The sequence below is a fragment of the Enteractinococcus fodinae genome, assembly GCF_031458395.1.
GTDB lineage: Bacteria > Actinomycetota > Actinomycetes > Actinomycetales > Micrococcaceae > Yaniella > Yaniella fodinae.
In genome coordinates, this window is the sequence record NZ_JAVDYJ010000001.1 from 2,104,937 (window position 1) to 2,131,252 (window position 26,316).

Here is a 26,316-nt window from a genome sequence, read left to right on the forward strand (position 1 = left end):
TGGTGGCACCGCTGCGTGTTGCGTCCTGGCAACACGCAGCGGCAATCGCCTAGATCGCAGCATCCATGCCTTTGGTGCGGAGGATTTCGCGCTGGTTAGGATTGACCGATTCGCGGAAGGGCATTTCAACCACTTCAGCTGCAACGGGACTACCCGGCATATCGGCATACTGTTCAGGTAAATGTACCCACAGTTCAGTGCCGATTGCCGAGTGTTCTACGGGTACGTATCCCATGGCGATGTTCTGACCAATCTCTGGTGAATACCACGGGGACGTGACATACCCGCTGGCTTCACCGTCTGAGGTAGTCGAAATCAGCCAGAAGTCGGGCGCGTAGTCGTTGATCGGTGCGCCACCCATAATCATCCCGACCAACTGATGCGTATACGGCTGCTGCCCGACCTCAAGCTGTTCCCGAACTGCTTCAAGTGCGGCTTTGCCGATGTAGTCGGCAGTTTTTTGGCGCGGGACTTGGTAGGCCAAGTTCACTTGGAAAGGTAAGGTCTCCTGATCCATGTCCTGACCCCACGAAAGGATCCCGGCGGCAATGCGCCGGTGGTGCGCCGGCGCTATGACGGACAGCTGATGTTTTTCACCCGCCGCTAGGATGGCGTTCCACATGTCCTCGGCGTGCAAGGACGCGTCATAGAGGTAGATTTCATACCCCTTTTCACCCGAGAAGCCAGTCTGGGAGACCACCACATCATGGCCTGCTACCTGACCTGTCATCAAGCCGTATGGAGGCAACTGGGCGACCACGTCACCGAAGAGATCCACCATCAGGTCCACCGACTTCGGGCCTTGGATCTGCACAGGAGCAACATCAATTTCTTTGATGTCCACATCGAATCTGCGCCCGACGTTGACACCTTGTAACCAAAATTCCAGATCGGAGTCAGAAATGGAGAACCAGAACTCATCATCGGCAACGCGCAACAGGACAGGATCGTTTAGGATTCCGCCCGCCTCATTGCACAAGATGACATAGCGTGCCCGCATGACTGGGATCTTGGTGGCATCCCGGGTGATTACGAAGTTCACGTAGGCTTCGGCATCGGGGCCTTTGACCTGGATTTGTCGTTCTACCGCCACGTTCCAGAGCGTCACGTGGTTGACGAGCGCATCGTATTCGACCATGGCCCCGCCATCTTCGGGGCGGACGTAACCGCGCGGATGATACATCCGGTTGTATATCGACGCTCGCCAGCAACCGGCTTCCATCGAGAGGTGCCAGTAAGGTGACTTTCGGACTCGAGTATCGATGAGCATCTCGACCGGGGTGGGCCCGGACTGTCGAAGATTAATCGGTACAACACGGTTGGATTGATCGACTGATGGTTGGTTCGCGTTCATGGGGTTCCTCCCTGTGGGGCACGGAGGGCATCGGCTCTGGCCTGCCGAAAATCAACCCTCGATGTTGCATAATGTGCTACAACGCTCGCACTATGCAGCACGTACTCACAGTCTAATCGTGACTCGCATCACAGGTAAAGAGGTTTATTAAGCTGTGGGGTCGACCCGAGAAAAGCCCAACCGACTTTCCAGATCGCGCGCAGCCTGGCGCGCTTGCGCAAGGAATGGTTCGAACTGGGCTTCCGGCATTCTAAAGTCTGGTGCGGTTACCGACACCGCGGCGACGAGTTGCCCGGTTGCATCCCAGACCGGTACTGCGAGCGCATTGATGCCCTCTTCCCACTCTCCGACGGCTGACGCCCAACCGCGTTGGCGAATAACTCCCAACTCTTCGGCGAGATGCTTGGCCTCGAGTTGGGTGGCTTCGGTAAATTTCACAAGAGGTTGGGCACTGACCTGTGCCCATACCTCTTCGGGAGCGTAAGCCAGCAAGAGCTTGCCTGTCGACGTGGCATGCAATGGCACGCGCTGTCCGACATACTGCCCCGCTACGCCAACCATACGTTGGCCAGCGCTTTGAGTGATCGTTACGGCATAGCCTTCATCGAGGATCGCGACATTGGTAGTTTCCTGGGTCGCTTCGGCAAGCGCATCACAGATCGTTTGACTATCGCGTGCTAAATCGAAACGCGTAGAGACCGGGTATGCCATGCGCAGCAACCCGATGCCCAGTCGGTACGCTCCTCGATCAGCAAGCTGTTCGACGACATTCCGATGTTCTAACGTGGCCAGCAGACGCGAGGCAGTAGACCGATGCACACCCAACCGGCGCGCGATCTCGGAGCTGGTCAGTTCAGTTTCTTCGGTGAGAAACTCCAGAATTTGCAATGCACGATCAACCGACTGAATGGGCGCTGCTACTTCTGGGCGCTGTTCTGAACTTGTCATTGGGTTCCTCACTCGTCAAACAATGTCGGCTGTGCTTCTCTAGGCTACCCAAGGGTGTGCACAGTCTGACTAACATCCGATGCTGCCCAGCTGTTCGACATGGTGTTAGTCGATAATAAACTGCATCACCGCTGCGGTTGCACGCCTGTCGGTCGGCGCCCCAGACGACCTCTGGGACGACAAAACCCCGGAACTCTACTACGAAAGTTCCGGGGTGTTGGAGCCCCCTATCGGATTCGAACCGATGACCCCCTGTTTACAAGACAGGTGCTCTGGCCAGCTGAGCTAAGGAGGCGTGGCTGTCTAGCCGTCAATTTATGACCTACGCTAGTCTAGCCCAAACCATGAGGAAACAAAAACCTAGCGGCGCCATTTCCCCTGGCATTAGTCGTCGAGTTGTGACTCAGCCCAGGATTGGAACGATTCGCCACCGGATGTGTTTTCGTAGTGCTCACCATTGACCCAAATGGACGGGGTACCAGCGATCCCGTCTTTGACTGCATGAGCGGTCGTGTAATTCACAAATGGACGGAAGGTGTTGTCGGAGACGCACCCTTCGATGTCAGCTCCGATTTCTCCGGCCAAAGCGACCAGTTCGTCGTTGGACAGGCCGGCACCTTGGTGCGTATCGTAGCTGGTGAAGACCGCGTGAATGTACTCGCTGGTATGTTCAGGCGACTCTTCTGCCACACAAGCCATCGCATTTGCTGCACGAGATGAGTAGTTTTCGGTCCCAGGATTATCTAGGTAATTGACCAACCGGTATTCGATGGTGTGGCCATCTGCAGCCAGCTCATCAAGTGCGCCAGCGTTCTCGCTTTCAAACTGCGCACAGTACACACAGTTGGCATCAGCATAAATAATGATGTCAGCTACGTCTGAGCCGGGCACGTCGGTGGGCATCTGACCTGCAGTGTCTGGGTTTGGCTCATCGACCTGCGTGGCATCGACTTCCTCGGGCGCATTGCCCTCAGCCGGGGCACCGTCTTCCAAGAGCAACCCACCGGTTTCTGTTGCAGCGGTTGGCGTCGGACCGGCATCAGGGATCGAACGCGAAGAGTTCATCAAAGTCACGACCACAATGATGGCGACCACAGCGGCAACGACACCGACGATTGTCCATGTGATGATGCGGGAACGCCGTTTCTCCGCCGCGAGTTGGTTAGCTTGCGCCTGCCGTACAGTGTCACGTGAGCTGCCAGCTGACTTATTTTTGGCCATTATCCTTACCTAAGGTAGTGAGTTGTTAAATTTTGAACCAGTCAGAGTATACGGCTGGTTTCTGAACATTGACTGGACTTTTTACTGCTGCGGTTCCAGCTGCGGGTGCTCGCCCTGGATGGTGGGCTCCCCGGTGTCGGGGTCGAAAACAATCCGTAAGTCCAGCTGTTCTCCATCCACGGTGGTCACCTCAGCCTCCAGCAAGTTGCCACGCCACAGGTCCGCTTCCACTTCCTGCACTTCAGGATATTTAGCAATCACATTAGATTCCAGCACGTCCTGCTGATGGTTCTGGCTGACCACACCATAGACCCCCGATGCGACACCCAAAAGCATGGCGACCAACCCGGCGAGAGTCTCAATGCGAACATCGCGCGGAGCATCGGCTCGTTCGCCTCGGCTATCGGTACCTTCGAACCGGCGCGTCTCACCCGACTCCCAGGCTTTCAGGCGACGGGCACGCCAGGTCGCATGTGCCAGAATGGCTGCTCCGGCAATGGCAAAAACAAAGCCGATCCCGATAGCTAGTTGCGGCGTTTGCAAGTCCAGAGGTTCAAACATACTTCCATTGTCTACGATGAGCACCGAGCGAGAAGTTATTTCACTTGGTTTTGACTTAGCGCGTAGTCAGATCGCGGCTTAGCGTCGCGTCATCGTTCCAGACTGGGCTGGAGTGTGATGAACTTAGAGCTATGAAACTCGCTACATTTCGCTTGCCACAAGAACGCCCCGATGCACCCGGAGCCACATTTGCCGCGCTCATCATCAAAACCGAGACCGATGACTCCGGGGCCGAATACGCGACCCAGGCTGTGCGACTGCCCGATATCACTGATGTCGGGGCCCTGCTCACCCTGGCGCCGCCGGAGCGTCAGGCCATTGTGCAAGAAGCACTTGATGCCGCTCAGCAGGACGCCAACTACATCATCGACGCCACGACGCTGAGCTATGAAACCCTCATCCCCTACCCGTCAAAAATCTTCTGTATAGGTCTCAACTACCGGAACCATATCGAAGAGACCGGGCTCGACCTTCCCAAATATCCCACAATTTTTGCGAAATACGGTCAGACGCTCACGAGCGCCTATAGTGAGATCGCTGTGCCGGAGATTGATCATCGGCTGGACTACGAGGGCGAGTTAGCCGTGATCATCGGCGCCCCAGGTAAAAATATCTCTGCGGCCAACGCTGCCGATTACATCGCCGGATATGCCATCAGCAACGACATCTCGTTGCGCGGCTTACAAGGTCGCACCGATGAATGGACTCAGGGCAAAATCCTGGAGGCTTCTACTCCGGTTGGCCCTTGGCTGACAACCGCCGACGAATTCCAGTCCAAGGCCGAACTCACCACGTTAGTCAACGGCGAAGTGCGCCAACGCGATTCCGTTGATGACCTAGTCTTCGGGGTGGGCGACTTACTTGAATACCTATCTCAGCTGATCACCTTACTGCCCGGGGATATCATCATGACCGGCACCCCCGGCGGCGTGGCACTTGCAATGCGTGATGAGCACGGCCGCCGTCCGTGGCTTAAGCCAGGAGACGTTGTAGAGACCCGCATTGAAGGCCTCGGTGCACAGCGCAATGCCATCGTTTGATCGTATCGGCGTGCTGGGCGCAGGTCGGGCTGGAACCGCTTTTGCTCGGGCAGCAGCACGCAGCGGCATCGACGTGCAGATCGCTTCAACGCGTACGCCGACTCAAATGCGCTACCACTTGATGCAGTACGCACCCCAAGCTCGTGCGGTGTTAGCCGAAGAGGTAGCAGACGGCGTGGATCTCGTCATTCTTGCGGTGCCGCAAGAAGACCTGGACGATGTGGCTCCGGCGTGGTTTACTGATCGGATCCTGGTCGATGCCACCAACCGCTGGCACGATGAACCGTTGCCCGAGTGGTTCGAGAAAGGACTCGCATCAGGGCTGAGCTCTTCGGAAGTCATAGCGCAGCGATTCGATACGGCCACGGTGGTAAAGGCTCTGAACCATATTTCCCACTGGGCGATGGACACCCCGGCGGCTGACGAGGAACGTGCTGCAGCGGTGGCCTCAGATAGTCCCAGTGCCGCAAAGGTCGTTGCCGACTTGGTCTCGGCACTGGGCTTTGCACCTGTCGTTGCCTCGAGTCTGGCCGCAGGGCGCCATACTGAACCGGGGACACCGTATTTCAATGTCGCCGCGACGTCAGAACAGCTCGCCAGGCACTTCTTGGCTTAATCACGTCATAAAAAAAGCGAATCCGGGGTGCCACTGTGTGGCTCCCCGGATTCGCTTGGTGCTGGTCTTAATACGCTGCGGGGGCGTCCCACAGGTTCAGGCTGGTGCCGATATTGTTCTCAACGGCGTAGTTGTAGATATCGTGCGCCCAGGCGACGTCTTCAACAGGCATACCACCGACCGAATAGACGATGATCTCGTCGTCGGACTTGCGGCCTTCGATTCGTCCAGCAGCAATGTCGCCCATTTGCTGTAGGTCTTCACGAGGGAAGTGGCCATCGTGCTGGAGTTTCAGCATGCGCGACCCGATGATACCAATCTGGTCGTATGCTACCTGGGTGGTGTATTCATGGTGCCATTCATCGTAGAGGCCCATGTAGTCGACGACCTTGCGGGTGTTGATCAGGAAGTCATCGTCGAAGTGGGTGGCACCTGGAGCGATCACGAGGGTACCAGGAGAGAGCCATTCGCCCTTAACCTGTGGGAAGTCCTGAGAGCCATTCGGAGAGGCATTTGCTCCGGTAATGAGAATCTCGACGTTTTCGACGGCTTCTTTTTCGGTGTCTACAACAGTCACCGATTCAAGCTGTGGATTGTCCTGCTTGATTTGCTCCGCGGCACGTTGGGTGGAGTCTGCCGAGCGACCTTTGATCTTCACATGTTTGACACCTTCGCGCTGGGTCAGAACACCTCGAAGCGTTGTCTGCGACATCACGCCAGGACCGATCATCCCGACGGTCTCAACGTTATCGACCGCTAGGTGCTTCGTACCCACGTTGGGTACAGACGCGGTCCGGTAGGCCGAGAGCAGGTTCGCCGACATGACAGCCTTCGGAGCGGCAGTGTCGGTGTCGTTGAGTACGAACAAATGGATGGACCGAGGCATGTCGTGCTTCCGGTTCTCAATATTGGAGCCATACCATTTCACACCGGTCGCACGAAAGCGACCGCCGAGATACGCTGGCATCGCCATGAAACGGCGATCGATATCGTCCTTCGGCATGCCCTCATGTTTTGGTTCCTTAGGGAACGAGATCATCGCACCGTGAGAGTCTCCCCGATCGCCAGCCATCATGTAGTCACCATCGGCCAGTAGTACCAGGGCCTCTTCCATCACATCGATACAACTCGATAGATCGGTGGCACCTGCTTCGATCATCTCCGGCTCGTTGAGATACAGAAAGTCAATACGCTTATCCAATGCAGGATTCCTTCCTTAGATACTTCATCCTGTGAGAGCTTGATTCCTCTGTGAAGTATGGCATACGGAAGGGGGCGAATCAGTATGTGACTCGCCTGAAACAGGGTAACCTTTCTAACATCCAAAAAGATAGATCTGGCATCGAAAACAATGTGAGAAGCGCCATATGTGAAGACCAATCTCGGCATGATGAAGGTGAGCTCGACGCTGCCCGCTGTCGTCCGACTACCTTAGGTGAAGCGCACTAGGGTCTTCTGCTGCGTCGCATCCGATACCGTCGTTGCAGATCGTCAAAGTACTGCGGAGTTCCAGGCTCAGGGGTTCCGTGATCTACTTCCGAGGGCGTGTCCTCGTTAACTGAAGGCCATTCTTCCGGGTCGATGTCATCACGAAGTTCGTTGTCGGACCGTAGAAGCGGTTCCCGGACCATCATGAGGTGCTCCCGGCCAGCCTCATAGAAAGGCTCGCCGACCGCTTCCAGGCCGAAGGTCTCGTACCAGTCCTGGAGGTGCGTTTGAGCGTGCATAGTCAGCTGTTGGTCTGGATAATAGGCCATCACAGCCCGTATGAGCGCGCTCGCCAGGCCATGGCCTCGGAAAGGCTTGTCGGTGGCGACGCGGCCGATCGAAAGCGTGTGGGGATTCTCTTTCAGCACCCGAAGCGTAGAGACTGGGACGCCTTCGATCTGAATCCACCAGATCTGGGTGGTAGGTTCGAGGTCGCGACCATCGAGTTCTTCTACTGTAGTAATGCCCTGTTCCATGACGTAGACGCGATTGCGCAAACGGGCAATATTGTATGCGGTTTCATGCCGCATCTGGGTCCAGTGAGCATTTTGAATTTCGACCATGGAGACATTCTAAAGCACTGTTGTCCTGCTGTGATACCTCAGCATCTAACAGCGTGTTCATCCCAAATTAGGTTGTTAAATGCAGGGGCCCCGGGAGGGGGCCGACCGTGTGGTCGGGGCCCTCCCGGGGCGCCTGTGAATGGTTGTCCGGCGGTGTCCTACTCTCCCACACCCTCCCGGGTGCAGTACCATCGGCGCTGTGGGTCTTAGCTTCCGGGTTCGGAATGGGACCGGGCGTTTCCCCCACGCTATAACCACCGTAACCCTTGAGCTCACCCCGTGGTGGGGTGGCAATCCTGTGGGTCACCGGTGTGGTGACGACATCTTATGCAATTCTGGGTGACCCTACCCACCCCTGGTTGCGGGGGGTTCGGGGGTGGTCACGGGGTGGTGTTGCTGTAACCGTATAGTGGACGCGCATCAACAAATCCTGTTGAGTGGTCTCGTGGACGCATGCACGTGTTCTGTGTGCACGTTATTGTGTGGTGACTCGTGTCAGACCTTTTGCTGCCTGACAATACACACCCCCCTCCACGGTGTGGTGTGGGGTGTGGGTAAGTCTTTGGTGTATTAGTACCGGTCAGCTGCACACATCTGTAGTCTGTGCTTCCACTTCCGGCCTATCAACCCAGTAGTCTACTGGGCACCTTATAAGGAGAATTCATCTTGAAGCCGGCTTCCCGCTTAGATGCTTTCAGCGGTTATCCATCCCGAACGTAGCGAATCAGCCATGCACCTGGCGGTACAACTGACATACCAGAGGTTCGTCCGTCCCGGTCCTCTCGTACTAAGGACAGACCTTCGCAATTCTCCAACGCGCGCAGAGGATAGGGACCGAACTGTCTCACGACGTTCTGAACCCAGCTCGCGTACCGCTTTAATGGGCGAACAGCCCAACCCTTGGGACCTACTCCAGCCCCAGGATGCGACGAGCCGACATCGAGGTGCCAAACCATGCCGTCGATATGAACTCTTGGGCAAGATCAGCCTGTTATCCCCGGAGTACCTTTTATCCGTTGAGCGACGACCGTTCCACAACGAGTCGCCGGATCACTAGTCCCAACTTTCGTTCCTGCTCGACATGCCTGTCTCACAGTCAAGCTCCCTTGTGCACTTACACTCAACACCTGATGACCGACCAGGCTGAGGGAACCTTTGGGCGCCTCCGTTACCATTTAGGAGGCAACCGCCCCAGTTAAACTACCCATCAGGCACTGTCCCTGGACCAGATCATGGCCCGAAGTTAGATATTCACTATCACCAGAGTGGTATTTCACCGATCGACTCCACCATCACTAGCGTGATGGCTTCACAGTCTCCCACCTATACTACACAAGTGACAGTCAATACCAATACCAAACTATAGTAAAGGTTCCGGGGTCTTTCCGTCCTTCTGCGCGTAACGAGCATCTTTACTCGTAGTGCAATTTCGCCGAGTTCATAGTAGAGACAGCGGAGAGGTCGTTGCTCCATTCGTGCAGGTCGGAACTTACCCGACAAGGAATTTCGCTACCTTAGGATGGTTATAGTTACCACCGCCGTTTACTGGGGCTTAACTTTTCCGCTTCGCCCACACAAGGTGGGCTAACAGATCCGCTTAACCTTCCAGCACCGGGCAGGAGTCAGTGCATATACATCGTCTTACGACTTCGCATGCACCTGTGTTTTTGATAAACAGTCGCCTCCCCCTAGTCTCTGCGGCCCTTACCCCCTCAACCCAGCATGTGGGTCTCAGGGTCCGGGCCCCCCTTCTTCCGAAGTTACGGGGGCATTTTGCCGAGTTCCTTAACTATGATTGTCTCGATCGCCTTAGTATTCTCTACCTGACTACCTGTGTCGGTTATGGGTACGGGCAACACTACACCTGGCGCCGATGCTTTTCTAGGCAGCATAGGATCACCGGATCCCCCACCACGTGGGGGCCCATCACGTCTCAGGCATGTGTCTGGCGGATTTCCCTACCAGACGCCCTACACGCTTAGACCAGGACAATTCCACTGCCTGGCCCGGCTACCTTCCTGCGTCACACCTGTTAATGCGCTTGACCTACTGGATCAGGTCCCAATCGCACCACCAGTGCACACCCGAAGGTGCACACCGTTGGCTTGAGAGGTTAGTCTCACCAGCGTGTCATGGGCGGTATAGTATCGGTACGGGAATATCAACCCGTTGTCCATCGACTACGCCTGTCGGCCTCGCCTTAGGTCCCGACTAACCCAGGGAAGATTAGCTTGACCCTGGAACCCTTAGTCATCCGGCGGACGGGTTTCTCACCCGTCATTCGCTACTCATGCCTGCATTCTCACTCGCGCAGAATCCACCACAAGTTCACACTGCGGCTTCACCTCCTACACGACGCTCCCCTACCCCGCAACACCAGCAGGTGTTGCAGTCATGGTTTCGGCGGTGTGCTTGAGCCCCGCTACATTGTCGGCGCAGAATCACTTGACCAGTGGGCTGTTACGCACTCTTTCAAGGGTGGCTGCTTCTAAGCCAACCTCCTGGTTGTCTCAGCAACTCCACATCCTTTCCCACTTAGCACACGCTTAGGGGCCTTAACCGATGATCTGGGCTGTTTCCCTTTCGACGATGAAGCTTATCCCCCACCGTCTCACTGCTACGCTCAACTTGCCAGCATTCGGAGTTTGGCAGACGTCAGTAACCTTGTAGGGCCCATCAGTCAACCAGTAGCTCTACCACCAGCAAGCACACGTAACGCTGCACCTAAATGCATTTCGGGGAGAACCAGCTATCACGAAGTTTGATTAGCCTTTCACCCCTACCCACAACTCATCCCCTCAGTTTTCAACCTAAGTGGGTTCGGTCCTCCACGCGCTCTTACACGCGCTTCAACCTGGTCATGGGTAGATCACTTCGTTTCGGGTCCAGAACACGCGACTGACTCGCCCTCTTCAGACTCGCTTTCGCTACGACTACCCCACACGGGTTAACCTCGCCACGCATCACTGACTCGCAGGCTCATTTTGCAAAAGGCACGCCCTCACACCCCACAGGATGCTCGGACGGATTGTAAGCACACGGTTTCAGGTACTATTTCACTCCCCTCCCGGGGTACTTTTCACCATTCCCTCACGGTACTGATTCACTATCGGTCACTAGGAAGTATTTAGGCTTACCAGGTGGTCCTGGCAGATTCACACGACGCTCCACGAACGTCGTGCTACTCGGGACATACTTGACAGCACCACATACTGTTTCGTCTACGGGACTATCACCCTCTACGGTGAGGCATCCAAACCTCTTCGACTACACCATGTAGCCACTGCGGTGCACGGCAGTACACCACCAACTACGCCCAACAACCCCGATCACGCAACCCCTGCCGGGTATTCCACGTGACCGGTTTAGCCTCATCCGCGTTCGCTCGCCACTACTAACAGAATCACTATTGTTTTCTCTTCCTGCAGGTACTGAGATGTTTCACTTCCCCGCGTTCCCTCCAACTGGCCTATACATTCAGCCAGCGGTCACACACACGCCCGAAGACGCACATGCGGGGTTTCCCCATTCGGACATCCTGGTCTCACCGTTTGGTTATCAACTCCACCAGGCTTATCGCAGATTCCCACGTCCTTCATCGGCTCCTAGTACCAAGGCATCCACCGTGCGCTCTTGCTAACTTACCCAACCACCACCCCAACAAGGGGGCCGCGGCTGCGCAAATCACAACACAACGCAAATATCACACCATCACCCAGCCAACGGCTGAACGAATGATGCAATCACACAGAACAATCACATACCACACACCCACCCACAAAGGGTGCGTGTGCGACACTCATTGAACTCAAAGATGCTCGCGTCCACTATACAGTTACAATCAACAACACCCCACCACTACCAGCCACCACACACCCTGTGTGCGGCACCACTAGCAGCAGGACCAACAACCACCCCCACACACCATCCACCCCACACAGGGACAGACGAATGCATTCAACAGGGGGTTTAGTGGTTGTTCCAAAACCCAACAGTATGCCAAAATCACGCCACGCGCCCACCACCAGGACCACGTTCCACGACCAACCCCACCCAATACAGGGTAGGATTGCTCAGTACTTGTGCTCACTGATACCAGCCACGCACGGACCACCACCACCCCGACAACGTCGGGCCAGTGATGATTTGTTTGATGTTCCACCCACGCACAACCATCCCGACCATCCCAGGATGGGACGATCAGACCAATGACAGTTGTGCTCTCTAATATCTTGAGATATCAACTATCTCCTTAGAAAGGAGGTGATCCAGCCGCACCTTCCGGTACGGCTACCTTGTTACGACTTAGTCCCAATCACCGGTCCCACCTTCGACGGCTCCCCCCACAATGTGGTTGGGCCACCGGCTTCGGGTGTTACCAACTTTCGTGACTTGACGGGCGGTGTGTACAAGGCCCGGGAACGTATTCACCGCAGCGTTGCTGATCTGCGATTACTAGCGACTCCGACTTCATGGGGTCGAGTTGCAGACCCCAATCCGAACTGAGACCGGTTTTATGGGATTAGCTCAACCTCACGATCTCGCAACCCATTGTGCCGGCCATTGTAGCATGCGTGAAGCCCAAGACATAAGGGGCATGATGATTTGACGTCGTCCCCACCTTCCTCCGAGTTGACCCCGGCAGTCTCCCATGAGTCCCCAACCGAATTGCTGGCAACATAGAATAGGGGTTCCGCTCGTTGCGGGACTTAACCCAACATCTCACGACACGAGCTGACGACAACCATGCACCACCTGTACACCAGCCCCGAAGGGAAACCCCATCTCTGAGGCGGTCTAGTGTATGTCAAGCCTTGGTAAGGTTCTTCGCGTTGCATCGAATTAATCCGCATGCTCCGCCGCTTGTGCGGGCCCCCGTCAATTCCTTTGAGTTTTAGCCTTGCGGCCGTACTCCCCAGGCGGGGCACTTAATGCGTTAGCTACGGCGCGGAAATCGTGGAAATGATCCCCACACCTAGTGCCCAACGTTTACGGCATGGACTACCAGGGTATCTAATCCTGTTCGCTCCCCATGCTTTCGCTCCTCAGCGTCAGTAACAGCCCAGAGACCTGCCTTCGCCATCGGTGTTCCTCCTGATATCTGCGCATTTCACCGCTACACCAGGAATTCCAGTCTCCCCTACTGCACTCCAGCCTGCCCGTACCCACTGCAAACCCAGGGTTAAGCCCTGGGCTTTCACAGCAGACGTGACAAACCGCCTACGAGCTCTTTACGCCCAATAATTCCGGATAACGCTCGCACCCTACGTATTACCGCGGCTGCTGGCACGTAGTTAGCCGGTGCTTCTTCTGAAGGTACCGTCACCCCCAAAGGGGGCTTCTTCCCAACTGAAAGAGGTTTACAACCCGAAGGCCGTCATCCCTCACGCGGCGTCGCTGCATCAGGCTTGCGCCCATTGTGCAATATCCCCCACTGCTGCCTCCCGTAGGAGTCTGGGCCGTGTCTCAGTCCCAGTGTGGCCGGTCACCCTCTCAGGCCGGCTACCCGTCAACGCCTTGGTAGGCCATTACCCCACCAACAAGCTGATAGGCCGCGAGACCATCCCAAACCGCAAAAGCTTTCCACCAACCACCATGCGATGGCTAGTCCTATCCGGTATTAGACCCAGTTTCCCGGGCTTATCCCAGAGTTCAGGGCAGGTTCCTCACGTGATACTCACCCGTTCGCCACTCATCCACCCCCAGCAAGCTGGGAGCTTCAGCGTTCGACTTGCATGTGTTAAGCACGCCGCCAGCGTTCATCCTGAGCCAGGATCAAACTCTCCATACAAAACATATGAAAACATTCAATCAAACAGACCAGGCCGGAAACAGCCCAATCCCTGGCACTACCACAACCAACCACACGGAGGTACGATCAGCCATGGCATAACCATTCAAAAATAAATGGCATCAAACAAACTTGGCACACTATTGAGTTCTCAAACAACCACCACCACCCACCAACCACCCCACAACACGCAGAGCAGCCACCAAGCAGCAAACCAACGACCCACAACCAAACCGTCATGAACCACACCAAAACCGGCGCAAAACACAACACTAAACAACGTAGAAGACGAAGTCAAATCCGTCTAGCTGGAGTCTAAATTCAACGTTACCGGCAGATGAACTGCGCTGGGCAACAAAGAACCACTCTATCAGACAAGCTGAGTAGAATGTCAACTCCGCTCTAAGTCGTGTCGATCACAGTAGCGAAAAACGCTACGAGACCGTCACAAAGCACATGAACAGATTGTCACTGCCCACCGTACCCACTTAGTAACTACAAGATGAAATCGAAGTGATTTCTTACTTGGCATCAAGTCGAAACTTTATCGTATCACAAGTGCATTCGCGCTTGTCAAATCGACTTGAATCGTGGAATCGCTGTATAAATTTTTCTAAAAGAACTTCGGTGTCTCAGCGCTTCCCGTCTCCGGTCTGCCCTGGGCACGAGAGATAACTATACACACCTTAATTCGGAACGCAAAACCGGCTGCAAGCCTTTGAACATGGCATGTTTTGTTATGTGTTTCATTCTTTTTGTCGGTTATCAGTAAATATACCTGGAGTTCACCTCGGGCGTGTGAGGGAGGTCTCTCGATTTGGTGCAAATTGCGGGGCAAGTGCCAACCGACCGGATTAAACACCAACGCGGGTGCGCATTGGAATCAGCTCGCACCCGCGTGGTTTTTTGGTCTTGTTATTGCAACAGTGTTCGGTCCGATACTGCAGCGTCTTTGATCCTTGAAAATTGAGCTAAGAGATCCTCAACGCCCATCGCTTCCTTCTCGGCGCCGGACACATCAAGAATGATTCGTCCCTCGTGCATCATGATCAGGCGGTTTCCGACTTCTAGTGCTTGGCCCATGTTGTGGGTGACCATCAACGTCGTGAGTTCTTGCTCTTCGACCACTTTCTTGGTCAGGTGAGTAACCAATCGGGCACGTTCGGGATCGAGTGCGGCAGTATGCTCGTCGAGCAGCAAGATCTTTGGCTTGGAAAATGTAGCCATCAACAGCGATAGCGCCTGGCGTTGTCCACCAGATAGCAAGCCGACTTTTGCACTCAGGCGACGCTCGAGACCAAGTTCGAGAACTTCGAGTTCTTCAGCGAATCTTCTTCGCTTGGCCTTGGTAATTCCAAAAGCCAATCCGCGACGCATCCCCCGGCGTTCTGCTAAAGCCATGTTTTGTTCGATAGTTAGATCCGGTGCAGTGCCCGCCATTGGATCCTGAAAAACGCGTCCGACGTATTTGGCACGCTTGAAGTCTTTCATCCGAGTCACGTTTCGACCCGCAATCTCAACAGTTCCTGTATCAGGGTTAATCTTCCCAGCAATGGTGTTGAGCACCGTTGATTTTCCGGCACCGTTGGAACCGATGACCGTGACGAAGTCACCGTTGTCTAACTCGAGGTTCACATCGGCTAGGGCGATTCGTTCGTTGATCGAATTCGGGAAAAAGGTTTTATTGACGTTGTTAAGCCTTAACATTGGTGGCCTCCTTAAACGCTGGGTCCGCAGTGGTAGCGCCTGTAGTCTTCGGCCGCTTTCGGATTCGCCACTTGGGGATCAGGAGCGCAATGACCACAATAATTGCCGAGATGAGGCGCATATCGTTCGGGTTGAACCCAACGGCTAACGCTCCTTGCACTGCAGCACGGTAGATGATGGACCCGATGATTACCGCGGTGGTTGCGATCAAGACTTCCCGGTTCCGGGTGCCAAAGAAGAACTTACCGACAGCCGTGTTAGCAAAACCATGTACGAAACGGTTGTTGAAGAGCGCTTGACCCAGAATCACCGAAGCCAGGCCCACCAGAATCAGACCGATACCCATCGAAATATCAGCTGAACCCTGTTTCTGGGCGATAAATGCACCGGCCATGCCAACCAAACCGTTGGACACGGCCAGCCCCACGATCTTCATCGTGTCTGTGGAAACGCCCAAGGAGCGCACCATCTCTTCATTGTCCCCGGTTGCTTGCAGGCCGAGACCCATGTCGGTACCAAGGAACCAGTCCAGTACGAGTTTGACGACCAACACGATAATGGCCAGCACGAGGATCAGGGTCCATCCCGTGATGCCAGTGCCGCTAAACCAGGTGTACAGCGTGTCGTTGCCAAGAAGTGGGACGTTCGCGCGGTTGCCCATGATCCGCAGGTTGATGGAATACAGCGCAAGCATCGTCAGGATCCCGGCGAGCAAGGGATTGATGCCGCCTTTAGCGTGTAATAAGCCGGTGACAACGCCGGCTAGCGCTCCGGCAAGAAATGCAGCCCCTAATGCAAGCACAGGATCAAGATCGTAATTCACGATCAGAATCGCCGCCGTTGCCGCACCAGTGGTGAAAGACTGATCAACCGTTAGGTCTGGAAAATTCAAAATGCGGAAAGTCAGATACACGCCGAGGGCCATAATGGCGTATATGAGACCGAGTTCTAGTGTCACGGTCATAGCGGGACGGATTCACCTTTCGTGATGAGTGAGAACGGGCCCGGGCAGACGATCGCTGACCCAGGCCCGTTTGGTAAGTTGTTACCCGTGTGAGATCAGTGGCGATCTACTCGGTATCATCGCCTGTCTCGGCGTCATCTTCAGTGGCGGTTTCTTCTTCGGTAGCGGCGTCGTCGCCCTCTTCACCGACGATATTGGCTTCGTCAACCATATCCTGTGGGATTTCGACGCCCATCTGTTCAGCAGCGTCCAGGTTGAAGGTGTACTCCAGTGCGTCTGGATCAGCCAGGCTTGGTGGCGTATCCGCCAATTCAGCCTCACCGGTGATCAAAGACAACACCATCTCACCAGCTTGACGACCGTGTTCGTAGTAGTTCAGACCATACGTGCCGATGGTGCCGCGTTCTACGGAGTCGGATTCAGCAGCAAATACTGGAATCTGGTTATCGATGCCGTATGAAATAACGGTTTCCAAACCAGAGACCACAGTGTTGTCCGTGGGCACGTAGATCGCGTCAACGTTACTGAAGGACTCCACACCCTGGGCAACCTCGGAAGTGTTCGTCACCGCGACCTCTTGGATTTCAAACCCGAGCTCCTCGGCCGCGTCTTGGGCTGCCTCAACTTGGACCACCGAGTTCGATTCAGCCGACGAGTATGGAATACCGATGACTTCGACGTCTCCGACGACATCAAGGATCAACTGCAGTTGTTCGTCGACGGGGTTCATATCCGAAACGCCGGTGATGTTGTCTCCGGGTGTGTCCCAGTCTGGCACGAGGCCAGCATCGACCGGGTCAGTAACCGCGGAGAACACGACCGGGGTGTCTTCGATGGTGGTAGCAGCCGCAATGGCAACGGGGGTAGCGATCGGTACCACGGCGTCCAGGTCACCGTCGCCAGCAAATCCACCGACTACGTTGTTCATGGTGGCTTGGTCCGCCTGAGCGTTTTGCTCTTCGACCTCTATGTCGTGGTCAGATTCTTCGAGGACATCTTTGATGCCTTGGGCGGTGGCATCCAATGATGGGTGCGAAACATATTGGGCGATGCCAACTTTGTAGCTTTCGCCTTCTGCTTCACCGCCGCCTCCGCCGTTGCCACCGTCATCTCCGCCACAGGCGGTGAGCAGCAGGCCCAGGGTCGCCGAGGTCGCGACTGTTTTTAGCAGGGTAGTTCGCTTCATGTGTTACTCCAACTCTTGACTGATGTGAGCGATAGATTGTGTCCCACGTTACAAACGTGAGCTTAGTCAATCTTATGCCGAAGTCGCGCAATTTCGTAGAGGGTAATTCCAGCGGCCAGGGATGCGTTCAAAGATTCCAGCTGCGAAGAGATCGGAATCGATACGATTTGGTCTACTGTCTCGCTGATCAGGCGCGATAGTCCGGCCCCCTCAGCGCCGACGACGACACACAGCGGCTCGGTCGCCAGCGGCAAACCGGGCAGTGATTGGTCACCGTCACCGTCCAAACCGATCGTGAAGATTCCGGCTTTTTTATATTCGGTCAGCGCGTTGTTGAGGTTGGTGACTTGTCCGACCGGGACTCGAGCGGCTGCACCCGCGGAGGTTTTCCAGACGGTGGCGTTTACTCCGACGGCACGTCGCGTTGGGATAACTACCGCATCAGCACTGAAGGCGGCTGCCGAACGGAGGATTGCACCTAAATTATGTGGGTCCGTGATGGAATCCAGAGCCACCACCAAGGGCGGATATTTCCGGTAGCCTTTTTCCCAATCAGCCATTAACTCGGTGACGAGGTCGATGCCGTTTTCGTATTCGTACGGGGGCACCTGCAGGGCGATCCCCTGGTGCCGGGCATTATCAGTCAAACGCGCCAACTGAACTTCGGACGCTTCAATGACCGGAATGCCGCGGTCGGCTGCCATCCGAACCGAGTTACGGATCCGATCGTCCATTTCGACCCCGGCAGCGACGTAGAGCGTGGTGGCCGGGACTTCTGCCTCAAGTGCTTCTACCACCGGGTTCCGGCCAGCGACCGCATCGGCAGTCCGGTCTGATTTGCGCTGTTTTTGCGCCGGGGGGCGATAGTTCTTGTGCCAGGTCCGCTCGGAAGCCTTAGGGGTTGGCCCCTTGCCTGAGAGTTTTCGACGGCCTTGACCGCCAGAACCTTTCGATGGGCCCTTCTTTCGTGAAGAGCCGCCGTGACGAGTACTCATATGCTCGTCCTTTCTATAGTGAAATCTAGTAGTTTTACTCGGTGATCGACCAGGTCGCGCCGTCGGGACCATCTTCAACGATGATGCCTGCCGCAGCCAGCTGGTCACGAATGGCATCGGCTGTTGCCCAATCGCGATCCTTACGTGCTTGAGCACGCGCCGCTATTTGGGCTTCGACAAGCTCTTCCAGCGCCCGATACGTTGCGGTGTCTGTGCTGCTGAGGGATTCGTCTGCCGAGTTGAGCCCCAGGATCTCGACCATGGTGTTGACTTGGCTCAGGTATTGCCGGACATTTTCAGTATCTTGTGCATCCAGCGCCGAGTTCCCAGCGCGCACCGTGGCATGGAGCACGGCGAGAGCTTCGGGCACGTTCAGATCATCTTCCATCGCGGTGACAAAAGCCTCTGGTGCCTCTGCTCTATCGTCCGGTTCGGCAACGAGCTTGGCGGCCCGAGCTTGGAACGCTTCAATGCGCTCCAGGGCACTTTGGGCTTCTTTGAGCGCTGCCGGATGATAATCAAGTTGGGACCGGTAGTGCGCTTGGCCCAGGAAATACCGCACCGCACCGGGCCGGGCCATGGTCAACATTTGCTCTGGAGAGACCGTGTTGCCAACCGATTTCGACATTTTTTCGCCTTCGGATGTCACCAGTCCGTTATGCATCCAAAAGTTTGCGAATTTATCTCCGGCCGCAGCGGATTGAGCCAATTCATTTTCATGGTGCGGGAATCGTAGATCGAGTCCCCCGCCATGAATATCAAAATGACGTCCCAGGTATTTGGTTGCCATAGCGGAACACTCTATGTGCCAGCCTGGCCGGCCCTCGCCCCACGGCGCTGTCCAGGACGCTCCGGCAGGATCGGTCGGTTGTTTGGCTTTCCACAGGGCAAAATCTCGCGGATCTTTCTTGCCGCGCACTGGAGCATCTTCAGCATCTTGCATATTGTCTGCTGATTGATGGGTCAATGCGCCATAGTCCGGCCAGGAGGTCACATCAAAATAGACATCTGCAGACCCATCAAGTGCTTGATATGCGTGGCCGGTGTCGAGCAATCGCTGAATGAGCTCGATCATTTCAGGGATATGCCCGGTAGCACGGGGTTCGTATGTGGGACGACGCACCCCGAGTGCAGCGTAAGCCTGTGCAAATGCATTTTCGAAGCGGTAGGCAAGCGCCCACCACTGCTCTCGAGCCGGGTAGTCCTCGGTAGCAGTAAAGTCCGGCGCGAACGACTCGGCAGAGCGAGACAAGATTTTATCGTCGACGTCGGTCACATTACGCACCAGTGTCACTTTGTGCCCGGCGTATCCTAACCAGCGAACGAGGATATCGAAGACCACGGCCGAACGGATATGACCCACGTGCGGCCTACCTTGTACCGTTGCGCCACAGTAATAAATGGCGACCTCGCCGTCGTTGATTGGCTGAAAGTCCCGGATGGCCCCGGCGGCAGTATCATAAAATCGTTGTCCCACGCTGCCTGATTTTAGCCCAGTGGGCTGACTTCGAGGTAATCTGTCCCACCCGAACGGGCGTGGTCAGTCCTACTCCCGGTCGAGACCCAGTTCGAATGCGAGATATGTTGTCGTAAAGTAGTCGCTATTTCTTCAAATACGATAACCTCGTGATTGAAGCTTCTTGCATCGACCGTGCGTATGCGCCCGCTGCAAGGTATACATCACCTCTAGCGCACCTTATTTTTACGAGGAGAACCATCGTGAAGGTCAACACAACTCGCCGGAACGCATTTGCCGGCTTGGCATTGGCTGCCATCTTGGGCACCACCGGTTGCTCTTATATCAACCCACAGGCAACGACGTTCGAGTATGCACCCTCCGACGGAACGCAAACCACCGTGTATGCGGACGAGGAAACTTACCTCGGCGGTTTTGTCGAATTCGTAAATATCGGTGTCGTCACTCCAGACGCAAATGAGCCCGGTCGCGTATTTGGCACCATCCACAACAAGTCGGACAGCAGCGAAGATGTGGAACTGGAGATTAACAACAATACGCTCGAGTTCAGCCTGGATGCCGGCGAAGCACTGATGCTCGAAGAAGAAGACCTCGTCCTGGATACGGTCGGTACCGAGCCGGGCGGATTGGCCCCTGCCACCGCCAGCGCTTTCGGGAACTCCGTAGAGTTCACCGCGGCGGTTCTGCCACCGCGCTTGGAGCAGTACCGTGAGTTCTACCCCGGCGATGTTGACGTAGAAGAGCAGCGGGAACATCTCTACGACTTCCAGGGTCAGTACCACCGCGATGAGTAAACGCTAGGTTTTAAAGCACTGAGGGCCGGTCCATTTGGACCGGCCCTCAGTGCTTTAACCCGTTTTACGAGTTTTCGAATTTATAGCCCAGCCCACGCACTGTCATCAAATAACGCGGTGACGATGGGTCAGGTTCGATCTTGGAACGCAGCCGTTTAATATGAACGTCCAAGGTCTTCGTATCGCCCACATAGCCTGGACCCCATACTCGGTCGATGAGCTGACCGCGGGTCATGACTCGCCCAGCGTTGCGCAACAACATCTCGAGCAAGTCGAATTCTTTGAGCGGCATCGTGACTTCTCTGCCTTCTACAGAGACCACATGTCGTTCCACATCCATCCGGACCGGACCGGCCGCCACAGTGTCAGGAATCAGTTCCTCTGATTCAGCATTACGGCGCATGACCGCCCGTATACGGGCGATGAGCTCGCGGGCAGAATACGGCTTCGTGACATAGTCATCGGCCCCAAGTTCTAAGCCGACAACTTTATCGACCTCTCCGTCCTTAGCGGTCAGCATGATGACCGGAACTTGCGACTCTTGCCGAATCTGCCGGATCACATCGGTCCCGGGCTGGCCGGGGAGCATCAGATCCAACAGCACTAGATCAGCGCCGTTGCGGTCGAATTCTTCTACGGCTTCAAGGCCGTCTTCAACGACGGTGACCTCATACCCTTCCCGTTGTAGCAAGTACGACAGCGGGTCGGAGATCGAAGGTTCGTCTTCAACGACGAGAATCCGAGTCATCAGTGTTTTCCTTTCCCTTCACCAGGGTTGTGTGAATGTGAGGTGTGGCCCACGGTTTTCATATCCAGTTCCGTTCCTTCAGTGGCGGCTTCGTGTGCTTCGGGGTCTAGAGCTGGCAGTCGAATGAGGAAGGTTGACCCCTCGTCAACGACCGATTCCACCATGACTTCCCCGCCGTGATTGGAGACGGTATGTTTGACGATGCTCAGCCCGAGCCCGGTGCCACCGGTGGCACGGGAGCGGGCCGAATCGACGCGATAAAATCTTTCAAAAATCCGTTCCCGGTCTTCTTCAGCGATACCGGCACCCTGGTCACTGACTGCAATATGGACGACATCGTCGTGTTTGGTGACTTCTACCCACACGGTGGAACCGTCGGGAGAGTACGTCACAGCATTGTCAATGAGGTTGCGGATAGCCGCCATGAGCTGATCGTAGTCACCATAAACGGACAGCGGCTCGGGGGTACGGCTGTGAATAGTCACGTCGCGGGCCGCAGCTTCGGTCCGAACCCGGTCAATGGCCTCCGACACGAGCTTGGTGATATCGAGTGGCCTGGCCGTTTCAACAATGTCACGACCTTGCAGCCGTGAAAGTGAAATGACGTCTTGGACCAGCGCACTGAGTCGGACCGATTCAATGGACAGCCGATTGGCGAAGTGGCGTACAGCCGCGGGGTCGTCGGCGGCGTCTTCAATGGCTTCAGCAAGCAGGCTCATTGCCCCCACCGGGGTTTTGAGCTCGTGCGAGACGTTTGCGACGAAGTCATGGCGGATGGCTTCGGTACGGTGTTGTTGTGACCGGTCTTCGGCCATAATGACGATGTACTGATCGCCAATCGAGGTGGCACGCAAGTGGACTATCCATTGGCCCTGGGTGGGCGATACGGCCGGAATCTCGAAACGGTAGTCATACAGCTGGCCGGCGGTTCGAACCCGGGAGGTCAGTTCCGCTAACTGTTTATGCCCCAGCTGATTCCCCCGGACCAGACCGAATGCATATGCCGAAGGATTAGCTCGCACCACGGTGTCTGCGACATCAACAATCACATAGGCTTGGCCAACCACCGCGAGCACATCCAAGGCGCCTTCCGGGATGGACTGCTCATGATCTGCCAGGCGTTCGATCCTTGAGCGCGACGAAATACGGAAGGCAACCATTGCGCCGACCGTGACGATCACACCGGCTAGTCCAAACAAGACTGCCACTGAAACTAGACTCTCCACAGTTGTAACAGTACCCATACTTTGGCCAACGCGTTGGCCGATTTTCATCATTTGGGTCCCAATACACTGATTTGTCTGGCAGAATTCACTCCTCGTTTACTTTGCTCCGAAACAGTAGACAGCGTTGGCCGAGTATATTGGCCTGCAACCAATCACCGTATCTACGAGGACACATCACATGCGCAAACTCTTTATGGCCGAGATGGAGGCCGTCGGCGACGATCTCGTCGAGATGGCCACCTTAGTGAATCGGGCTATGAAGCAAGCACGGGTCGCACTGGAGAGCCGGGACACCGGACTGGCTGAGACCGTCATCCTTCAGGACGCTCGCATCGACTACCTCCAAAACACCCTCGATGAACGCACCATTGAATTGCTGTTGTTGCAAAACCCGGTAGCCACCGACCTTCGCCTGTTGATTGCTGCGTTGCGCGTCTCGTCCTCTATGGAGCGCATGGGTGATTTAGCTCGCCACGTGGCAGCACTGGTGCGGCTGCGCTACCCAAATTCCGTCATTCCGGATGAGAGTCGCGCAGAAGTCGAAGAAATGGCGGAGCTGACGGTTTCGGTTGGTGAGCATCTGCAGCGCCTGATGACCAGCTATGACCTGGTTGAAGGACGCGAGATCGTCAAGCTGAACAACGACATTGATATATTGCACTCGCAGATTATGCAAAACGTCACCGAGGGCTCCTGGAACCTTTCTGGTCCACAAGCCCAAGATTTAACGCTCTTGGTCATGCGGTTAGAACGTTTCGGCGATCATGGGGTCTCCATCAGCCGCAAGATTGCCTATCTGGTGACGGGTGAATGGGAGCCTCCCGCCATGCCCTAGTGAGCCCTCGCGGTTATGAGACAAAGCGTTTCCACCAGGCCGTTTGCCATGCGGCAGTGTCGGGATGGGAGACAAGATGTGTTTCTCCGCTGGCACCACTGATAGTGGTGACGGGAGAAATGCCGTGCAGCGTATTGGTACACCACACCGGGTACTCTCCGGAGAGCATCTCGTGGATGGTCACCGGCCGGGTAGTCACCGAAAGACCCAGTGACTTTGCGTGGTGAGCGATACGATGCGCTGAAATCGAAGCTAACTGTTGAGTCGCCTGGCACAGCACCAAGTCTTGGGGTGTGCGCCAAATCAGCAGTGCACCGGTGGTTGTTTCGATGACGTTGGTGCCGTCATGTAACACGATATCGTCGGTGGAGGCTTCGGCCACCAGCCCGCGCATCAGGTCAATATCTGGTCCTTTGACCGTAGGCCTGATGCGCGGGTCGGTGTAATCCGGGACATTCAGCGTTGTGCTGGTTCGGATCTCGGGTGCGCGCCGCACCAGTAAGACCACCCGATAGCCGCCTTGATGGGCCTCGACGCTTATCCGGGGGAAGAAATCTGTGCCAGGGTACCGCCTTGCGAGGTCTTGAAGTTGCCCTGCAAGGGCCTGTTCGAATGCGGTCACGTCAAGGTTGGGAAGCGTCCCGATGCTCCGATGTTGGGTGGCCATGCCGACCATAAATCGCGCCAGGTGCTCTTCCAGACCCCATGTCGTCCCGTTGCAGACCCGCCAGGAGTCAGCAACCAAGAGCGTTGCAGCGGTGCCAGGTTGGATGGGGGTGAACTCCGGATGGTGCCATGCAAATGCCAGCGGCAATGTTTCGTTCATGATCCCTCCGCAAGGATGTCGAGCAGCGCTTGGGCCTTTAACCGCTTTTCCTGTTCTTCTTCGACCGGTTGTGAAGCCACCACGACCGCTCCCCCGGCCCCGATCGTCAGGACTCCATCGGCGAGGATCATACTGCGAATAATCACGTTGAACTCGGCGGTATTGTTGTCGCCCAGCCACCCCATGGCGCCCGAGTAAATCCCCCGAGGCCCGGCTTCTATAGACTCAAGGGCATCGAGGCTGGCTAGTTTCGGGGCGCCGGTCATAGAGCCACCGGGAAAGACCGCGCGCAGCGCAGCCGCCGCAGAGATCTCAGGCCGCAGCTGGCCCGTGACCGTGGTGACGAGTTGATGCACGGTGGCGAAGGTTTCTATCGCCATAAGTTTTGGCACCTGGACTGATCCGGGGACGGTGACCTTGGCCAGATCATCACGTAATAGATCGGTGATCATGAGATTCTCGGACTGGAATTTCGGATCGGTTGCCATCCGGTTGGCGACTTGCGCATCCATCGTGGGATCGCTGCTGCGGGCCACGGTACCTTTGATCGGTTTTGATTCGACTGCACCGGTGGCATCGACGCCGAGAAACTTTTCCGGTGAGGCAGATAAGACCTCAAGGGCATCGCCAAAAGTATTGAATCGAAGATAGCCCGCATACGGTGCCGGGTTGTGGACGCGTAAGCGCTCATAGAGCGCTAGGCCCTCACCCCGATACCCACCGGTTTCGAAGGTGTCGGTCAGGCAAATGCCCGCGGCTTGTCCGGCGTGCAACAGAGTCTGGATCTGGGCGACGCGGTCCGCATATGCTGTGGCACTCAGCCGCCATTGCCCCGCCGGTGGGTGCTGGTCTGGGATGTCCGGGTCAGAAGACGTGCCAAAAACCAGGGCTGCCTCGAGGGCATCGAGTAACTGACGGTCTTCGACCGCAAACAACGTCGTTAGCTCTTGGTGGTGGTCATAGCGCAGAAAGGCTTGCGGACGAATCCAGTACGCATCCGGGGTGGGAGCCTGCCAGCGGTTGGTGTGCTCATCCACGGTGGCCTGTTTCGCTTCGTAACCGAGATACCCTACCCAACCACCGGTAAATCCTGGCATGTCCACGGGCTGGATGGGTTGCCAGGTGTGGGTTTCCAGATATTCGAGCACGTCGCCGGTTGCCCGGTGCGTTGTGGTGGCCTGGTGGATTTCTAGTTCGTTGGTTTCGACATCCCATCGGATGGTTTCGGCTAGCGGACCGTCGTTGGTGCCCATGATGGTGGTGTCGCCTTGGCCGCGATGCGCCGCAGCTGAATCCAGCCAGAAGGACGCTGAAGCCTGCTCTTGTAGCCGCCGAAACGTCGCGGGTGTATTCAACAGACCTGCCACGGTGCGTGTGAAGACCTCCACGTGGCGACCCGTTGACGGTCCTGAGACCGATGTCTCGGCACGTGTGGAACTCGTTGGCGCCAAAGCGAGGAAGTTTTCTATGATGCTGCTGCCTTGGGACGACTGCAAGGCAGCGGGGTCGGCGTGGAGCCCCCAATGATTCGTGTCTTTAACGCGATAAGCCAGCACAGCATTGGCATCGTCGAGCGCGTGGACCGTGAACGTTTGGGTGTCGAGTGCTGTAAGCCGCAGCGGGTGGTAGCTCACCAACGGCGCTTGCGGCGCTACCCCGGTGAAAAGGCCTGTAGCGGTGTGATGGTGGGCGACGGGCTGGCCATATACCGGCTGCGACGGGCCGACCGCGGTGTGCCCGTAGGCAGCGGCGAGGTGTTGATAACCGGCTCCTAGGGCCAACACGGGTACCTGAGGGAGGCTGAGCAGTTGCGTCAGATCAACGGTGTCCGTGCCGTGGGCGATGACAATGTGCGTATACGTCTCAAGGTTTAACGCAGGCAGCTCGGTGGCGGTGACGCGATGCACCGCCCCGAGCTGATGGGTCAGGATATGTGTAGTAAACCCGTGAAGGTCAATGAGCAGTATCATGACATG

At 56.1% G+C, this 26,316-nt stretch carries 19 protein-coding genes, 1 tRNA gene and 3 rRNA genes; 4 read left to right on the plus strand and 19 right to left on the minus strand.

Annotated elements, in window-relative coordinates; genetic code table 11:
- Positions 1–49: 49 nt before the first annotated feature.
- The 5 genes from J2S62_RS09800 to J2S62_RS09820 all read right to left on the minus strand — a co-directional run bounded on the left by J2S62_RS09800 (position 50) and on the right by J2S62_RS09820 (position 4,084).
- A complete protein-coding gene (locus J2S62_RS09800) occupies positions 50–1,354 on the minus strand; it encodes a glycine cleavage T C-terminal barrel domain-containing protein (protein ID WP_310174213.1) in 1,305 nt (434 codons plus the stop codon).
- A gap of 147 nt (positions 1,355–1,501) precedes the next feature.
- Positions 1,502–2,302 carry an IclR family transcriptional regulator gene (locus J2S62_RS09805; protein WP_310174215.1) on the minus strand — a complete coding sequence of 267 codons (801 nt, stop codon included), beginning with the start codon at positions 2,300–2,302 and terminating at the stop codon, positions 1,502–1,504.
- Between the two features lie 218 nt (positions 2,303–2,520).
- Positions 2,521–2,597, minus strand: a tRNA-Thr gene (locus J2S62_RS09810).
- 89 nt (positions 2,598–2,686) lie between these two features.
- Positions 2,687–3,523, minus strand: a complete 837-nt coding sequence (locus J2S62_RS09815) for a DsbA family protein (protein ID WP_310174217.1) — start codon at positions 3,521–3,523, stop codon at positions 2,687–2,689.
- Positions 3,524–3,604: 81 nt separating this feature from the next.
- Complete coding sequence (locus tag J2S62_RS09820) at positions 3,605–4,084, minus strand: hypothetical protein (protein WP_310174219.1); 480 nt, start codon at positions 4,082–4,084, stop codon at positions 3,605–3,607.
- Between the two features lie 131 nt (positions 4,085–4,215).
- Here J2S62_RS09820 and J2S62_RS09825 point away from each other — a divergent pair, with 131 nt between their 5' ends.
- Positions 4,216–5,124, plus strand: a complete 909-nt coding sequence (locus tag J2S62_RS09825; protein WP_310174222.1) for a fumarylacetoacetate hydrolase family protein — start codon at positions 4,216–4,218, stop codon at positions 5,122–5,124.
- On the plus strand, positions 5,111–5,740 hold the full coding sequence (locus tag J2S62_RS09830; protein WP_310174224.1) for an NADPH-dependent F420 reductase: 630 nt from the start codon (positions 5,111–5,113) through the stop codon (positions 5,738–5,740). Before J2S62_RS09825 ends, J2S62_RS09830 begins: the two co-directional genes overlap by 14 nt.
- Before the next feature lie 67 nt (positions 5,741–5,807).
- On the opposite strand, the gene J2S62_RS09835 is transcribed toward J2S62_RS09830, so the two are convergent.
- The 10 genes from J2S62_RS09835 to cysS form a co-directional block, all read right to left on the minus strand.
- Positions 5,808–6,941, minus strand: coding sequence for a tyramine oxidase subunit B (locus tag J2S62_RS09835; protein ID WP_310174227.1), 1,134 nt, complete (start codon positions 6,939–6,941; stop codon positions 5,808–5,810).
- Between the two features lie 244 nt (positions 6,942–7,185).
- The gene (locus J2S62_RS09840; RefSeq protein ID WP_310174229.1) at positions 7,186–7,791 is read right to left on the minus strand and encodes a GNAT family N-acetyltransferase; all 606 of its coding nucleotides are present in this window, start codon (positions 7,789–7,791) and stop codon (positions 7,186–7,188) included.
- Positions 7,792–7,936: 145 nt separating this feature from the next.
- Positions 7,937–8,053: ribosomal RNA gene (rrf, locus tag J2S62_RS09845) — 5S ribosomal RNA — on the minus strand.
- A gap of 288 nt (positions 8,054–8,341) precedes the next feature.
- Positions 8,342–11,438: ribosomal RNA gene (locus J2S62_RS09850) — 23S ribosomal RNA — on the minus strand.
- A 609-nt stretch (positions 11,439–12,047) separates the two neighbouring features.
- Positions 12,048–13,582 (minus strand): 16S ribosomal RNA (locus tag J2S62_RS09855).
- Together the 16S, 23S and 5S rRNA genes form the textbook arrangement of a ribosomal RNA operon.
- 915 nt (positions 13,583–14,497) lie before the next feature.
- Positions 14,498–15,289 carry an ABC transporter ATP-binding protein gene (locus J2S62_RS09860; RefSeq protein WP_310174232.1) on the minus strand — a complete coding sequence of 264 codons (792 nt, stop codon included), beginning with the start codon at positions 15,287–15,289 and terminating at the stop codon, positions 14,498–14,500.
- The gene (locus J2S62_RS09865; protein ID WP_310174235.1) at positions 15,276–16,253 is read right to left on the minus strand and encodes an ABC transporter permease; all 978 of its coding nucleotides are present in this window, start codon (positions 16,251–16,253) and stop codon (positions 15,276–15,278) included. The genes J2S62_RS09860 and J2S62_RS09865 overlap by 14 nt, the downstream gene beginning before the upstream one ends.
- A gap of 106 nt (positions 16,254–16,359) precedes the next feature.
- A complete protein-coding gene (locus J2S62_RS09870) occupies positions 16,360–17,439 on the minus strand; it encodes an ABC transporter substrate-binding protein (RefSeq protein ID WP_310174237.1) in 1,080 nt (359 codons plus the stop codon).
- A gap of 62 nt (positions 17,440–17,501) precedes the next feature.
- Positions 17,502–18,434 (minus strand): 23S rRNA (guanosine(2251)-2'-O)-methyltransferase RlmB, encoded by a 933-nt coding sequence (gene rlmB / locus J2S62_RS09875; protein WP_310174239.1) that lies wholly within the window; start codon positions 18,432–18,434, stop codon positions 17,502–17,504.
- A 34-nt stretch (positions 18,435–18,468) separates the two neighbouring features.
- The gene (gene cysS / locus J2S62_RS09880) at positions 18,469–19,911 is read right to left on the minus strand and encodes a cysteine--tRNA ligase (RefSeq protein WP_310174241.1); all 1,443 of its coding nucleotides are present in this window, start codon (positions 19,909–19,911) and stop codon (positions 18,469–18,471) included.
- Between the two features lie 242 nt (positions 19,912–20,153).
- Here cysS and J2S62_RS09885 point away from each other — a divergent pair, with 242 nt between their 5' ends.
- The gene (locus J2S62_RS09885) at positions 20,154–20,705 is read left to right on the plus strand and encodes a hypothetical protein (protein WP_310174243.1); all 552 of its coding nucleotides are present in this window, start codon (positions 20,154–20,156) and stop codon (positions 20,703–20,705) included.
- A 64-nt stretch (positions 20,706–20,769) separates the two neighbouring features.
- Here the strand turns inward: J2S62_RS09885 and J2S62_RS09890 are convergent, their stop codons facing one another.
- Positions 20,770–21,453 carry a response regulator transcription factor gene (locus tag J2S62_RS09890; RefSeq protein WP_310174245.1) on the minus strand — a complete coding sequence of 228 codons (684 nt, stop codon included), beginning with the start codon at positions 21,451–21,453 and terminating at the stop codon, positions 20,770–20,772.
- Positions 21,453–22,661: a sensor histidine kinase gene (locus tag J2S62_RS09895; RefSeq protein WP_310174247.1), complete on the minus strand. Its 1,209-nt coding sequence runs from the start codon at positions 22,659–22,661 to the stop codon at positions 21,453–21,455. The genes J2S62_RS09890 and J2S62_RS09895 overlap by 1 nt, the downstream gene beginning before the upstream one ends.
- A gap of 196 nt (positions 22,662–22,857) precedes the next feature.
- Here J2S62_RS09895 and phoU point away from each other — a divergent pair, with 196 nt between their 5' ends.
- Positions 22,858–23,514, plus strand: coding sequence for a phosphate signaling complex protein PhoU (gene phoU, locus J2S62_RS09900; protein ID WP_310174249.1), 657 nt, complete (start codon positions 22,858–22,860; stop codon positions 23,512–23,514).
- A 13-nt stretch (positions 23,515–23,527) separates the two neighbouring features.
- On the opposite strand, the gene J2S62_RS09905 is transcribed toward phoU, so the two are convergent.
- Both J2S62_RS09905 and J2S62_RS09910 read right to left on the minus strand, forming a co-directional pair.
- A complete protein-coding gene (locus tag J2S62_RS09905) occupies positions 23,528–24,340 on the minus strand; it encodes an aminotransferase class IV (RefSeq protein WP_310174251.1) in 813 nt (270 codons plus the stop codon).
- Positions 24,337–26,310, minus strand: a complete 1,974-nt coding sequence (locus tag J2S62_RS09910; RefSeq protein WP_310174253.1) for a chorismate-binding protein — start codon at positions 26,308–26,310, stop codon at positions 24,337–24,339. Before J2S62_RS09910 ends, J2S62_RS09905 begins: the two co-directional genes overlap by 4 nt.
- Between the last annotated feature and the right edge of the window lie 6 nt (positions 26,311–26,316).

Bases quoted from the DNA above. Each gene is read 5' to 3' on its own strand.
- J2S62_RS09820 (WP_310174219.1), bottom strand. From the start codon at position 4,084: ATGTTTGAACCTCTGGACTTGCAAACGCCGCAACTAGCTATCGGGATC.
- J2S62_RS09910 (WP_310174253.1), bottom strand. From the start codon at position 26,310: ATGATACTGCTCATTGACCTTCACGGGTTTACTACACATATCCTGACC.
- J2S62_RS09830 (WP_310174224.1), top strand. From the start codon at position 5,111: ATGCCATCGTTTGATCGTATCGGCGTGCTGGGCGCAGGTCGGGCTGGA.
- J2S62_RS09860 (WP_310174232.1), bottom strand. From the start codon at position 15,289: ATGTTAAGGCTTAACAACGTCAATAAAACCTTTTTCCCGAATTCGATC.
- phoU (WP_310174249.1), top strand. From the start codon at position 22,858: ATGCGCAAACTCTTTATGGCCGAGATGGAGGCCGTCGGCGACGATCTC.
- J2S62_RS09825 (WP_310174222.1), top strand. From the start codon at position 4,216: ATGAAACTCGCTACATTTCGCTTGCCACAAGAACGCCCCGATGCACCC.
- J2S62_RS09840 (WP_310174229.1), bottom strand. From the start codon at position 7,791: ATGGTCGAAATTCAAAATGCTCACTGGACCCAGATGCGGCATGAAACC.
- J2S62_RS09890 (WP_310174245.1), bottom strand. From the start codon at position 21,453: ATGACTCGGATTCTCGTCGTTGAAGACGAACCTTCGATCTCCGACCCG.
- J2S62_RS09905 (WP_310174251.1), bottom strand. From the start codon at position 24,340: ATGAACGAAACATTGCCGCTGGCATTTGCATGGCACCATCCGGAGTTC.
- J2S62_RS09815 (WP_310174217.1), bottom strand. From the start codon at position 3,523: ATGGCCAAAAATAAGTCAGCTGGCAGCTCACGTGACACTGTACGGCAG.
- J2S62_RS09800 (WP_310174213.1), bottom strand. From the start codon at position 1,354: ATGAACGCGAACCAACCATCAGTCGATCAATCCAACCGTGTTGTACCG.
- J2S62_RS09870 (WP_310174237.1), bottom strand. From the start codon at position 17,439: ATGAAGCGAACTACCCTGCTAAAAACAGTCGCGACCTCGGCGACCCTG.
- rlmB (WP_310174239.1), bottom strand. From the start codon at position 18,434: ATGAGTACTCGTCACGGCGGCTCTTCACGAAAGAAGGGCCCATCGAAA.
- J2S62_RS09805 (WP_310174215.1), bottom strand. From the start codon at position 2,302: ATGACAAGTTCAGAACAGCGCCCAGAAGTAGCAGCGCCCATTCAGTCG.
- J2S62_RS09865 (WP_310174235.1), bottom strand. From the start codon at position 16,253: ATGACCGTGACACTAGAACTCGGTCTCATATACGCCATTATGGCCCTC.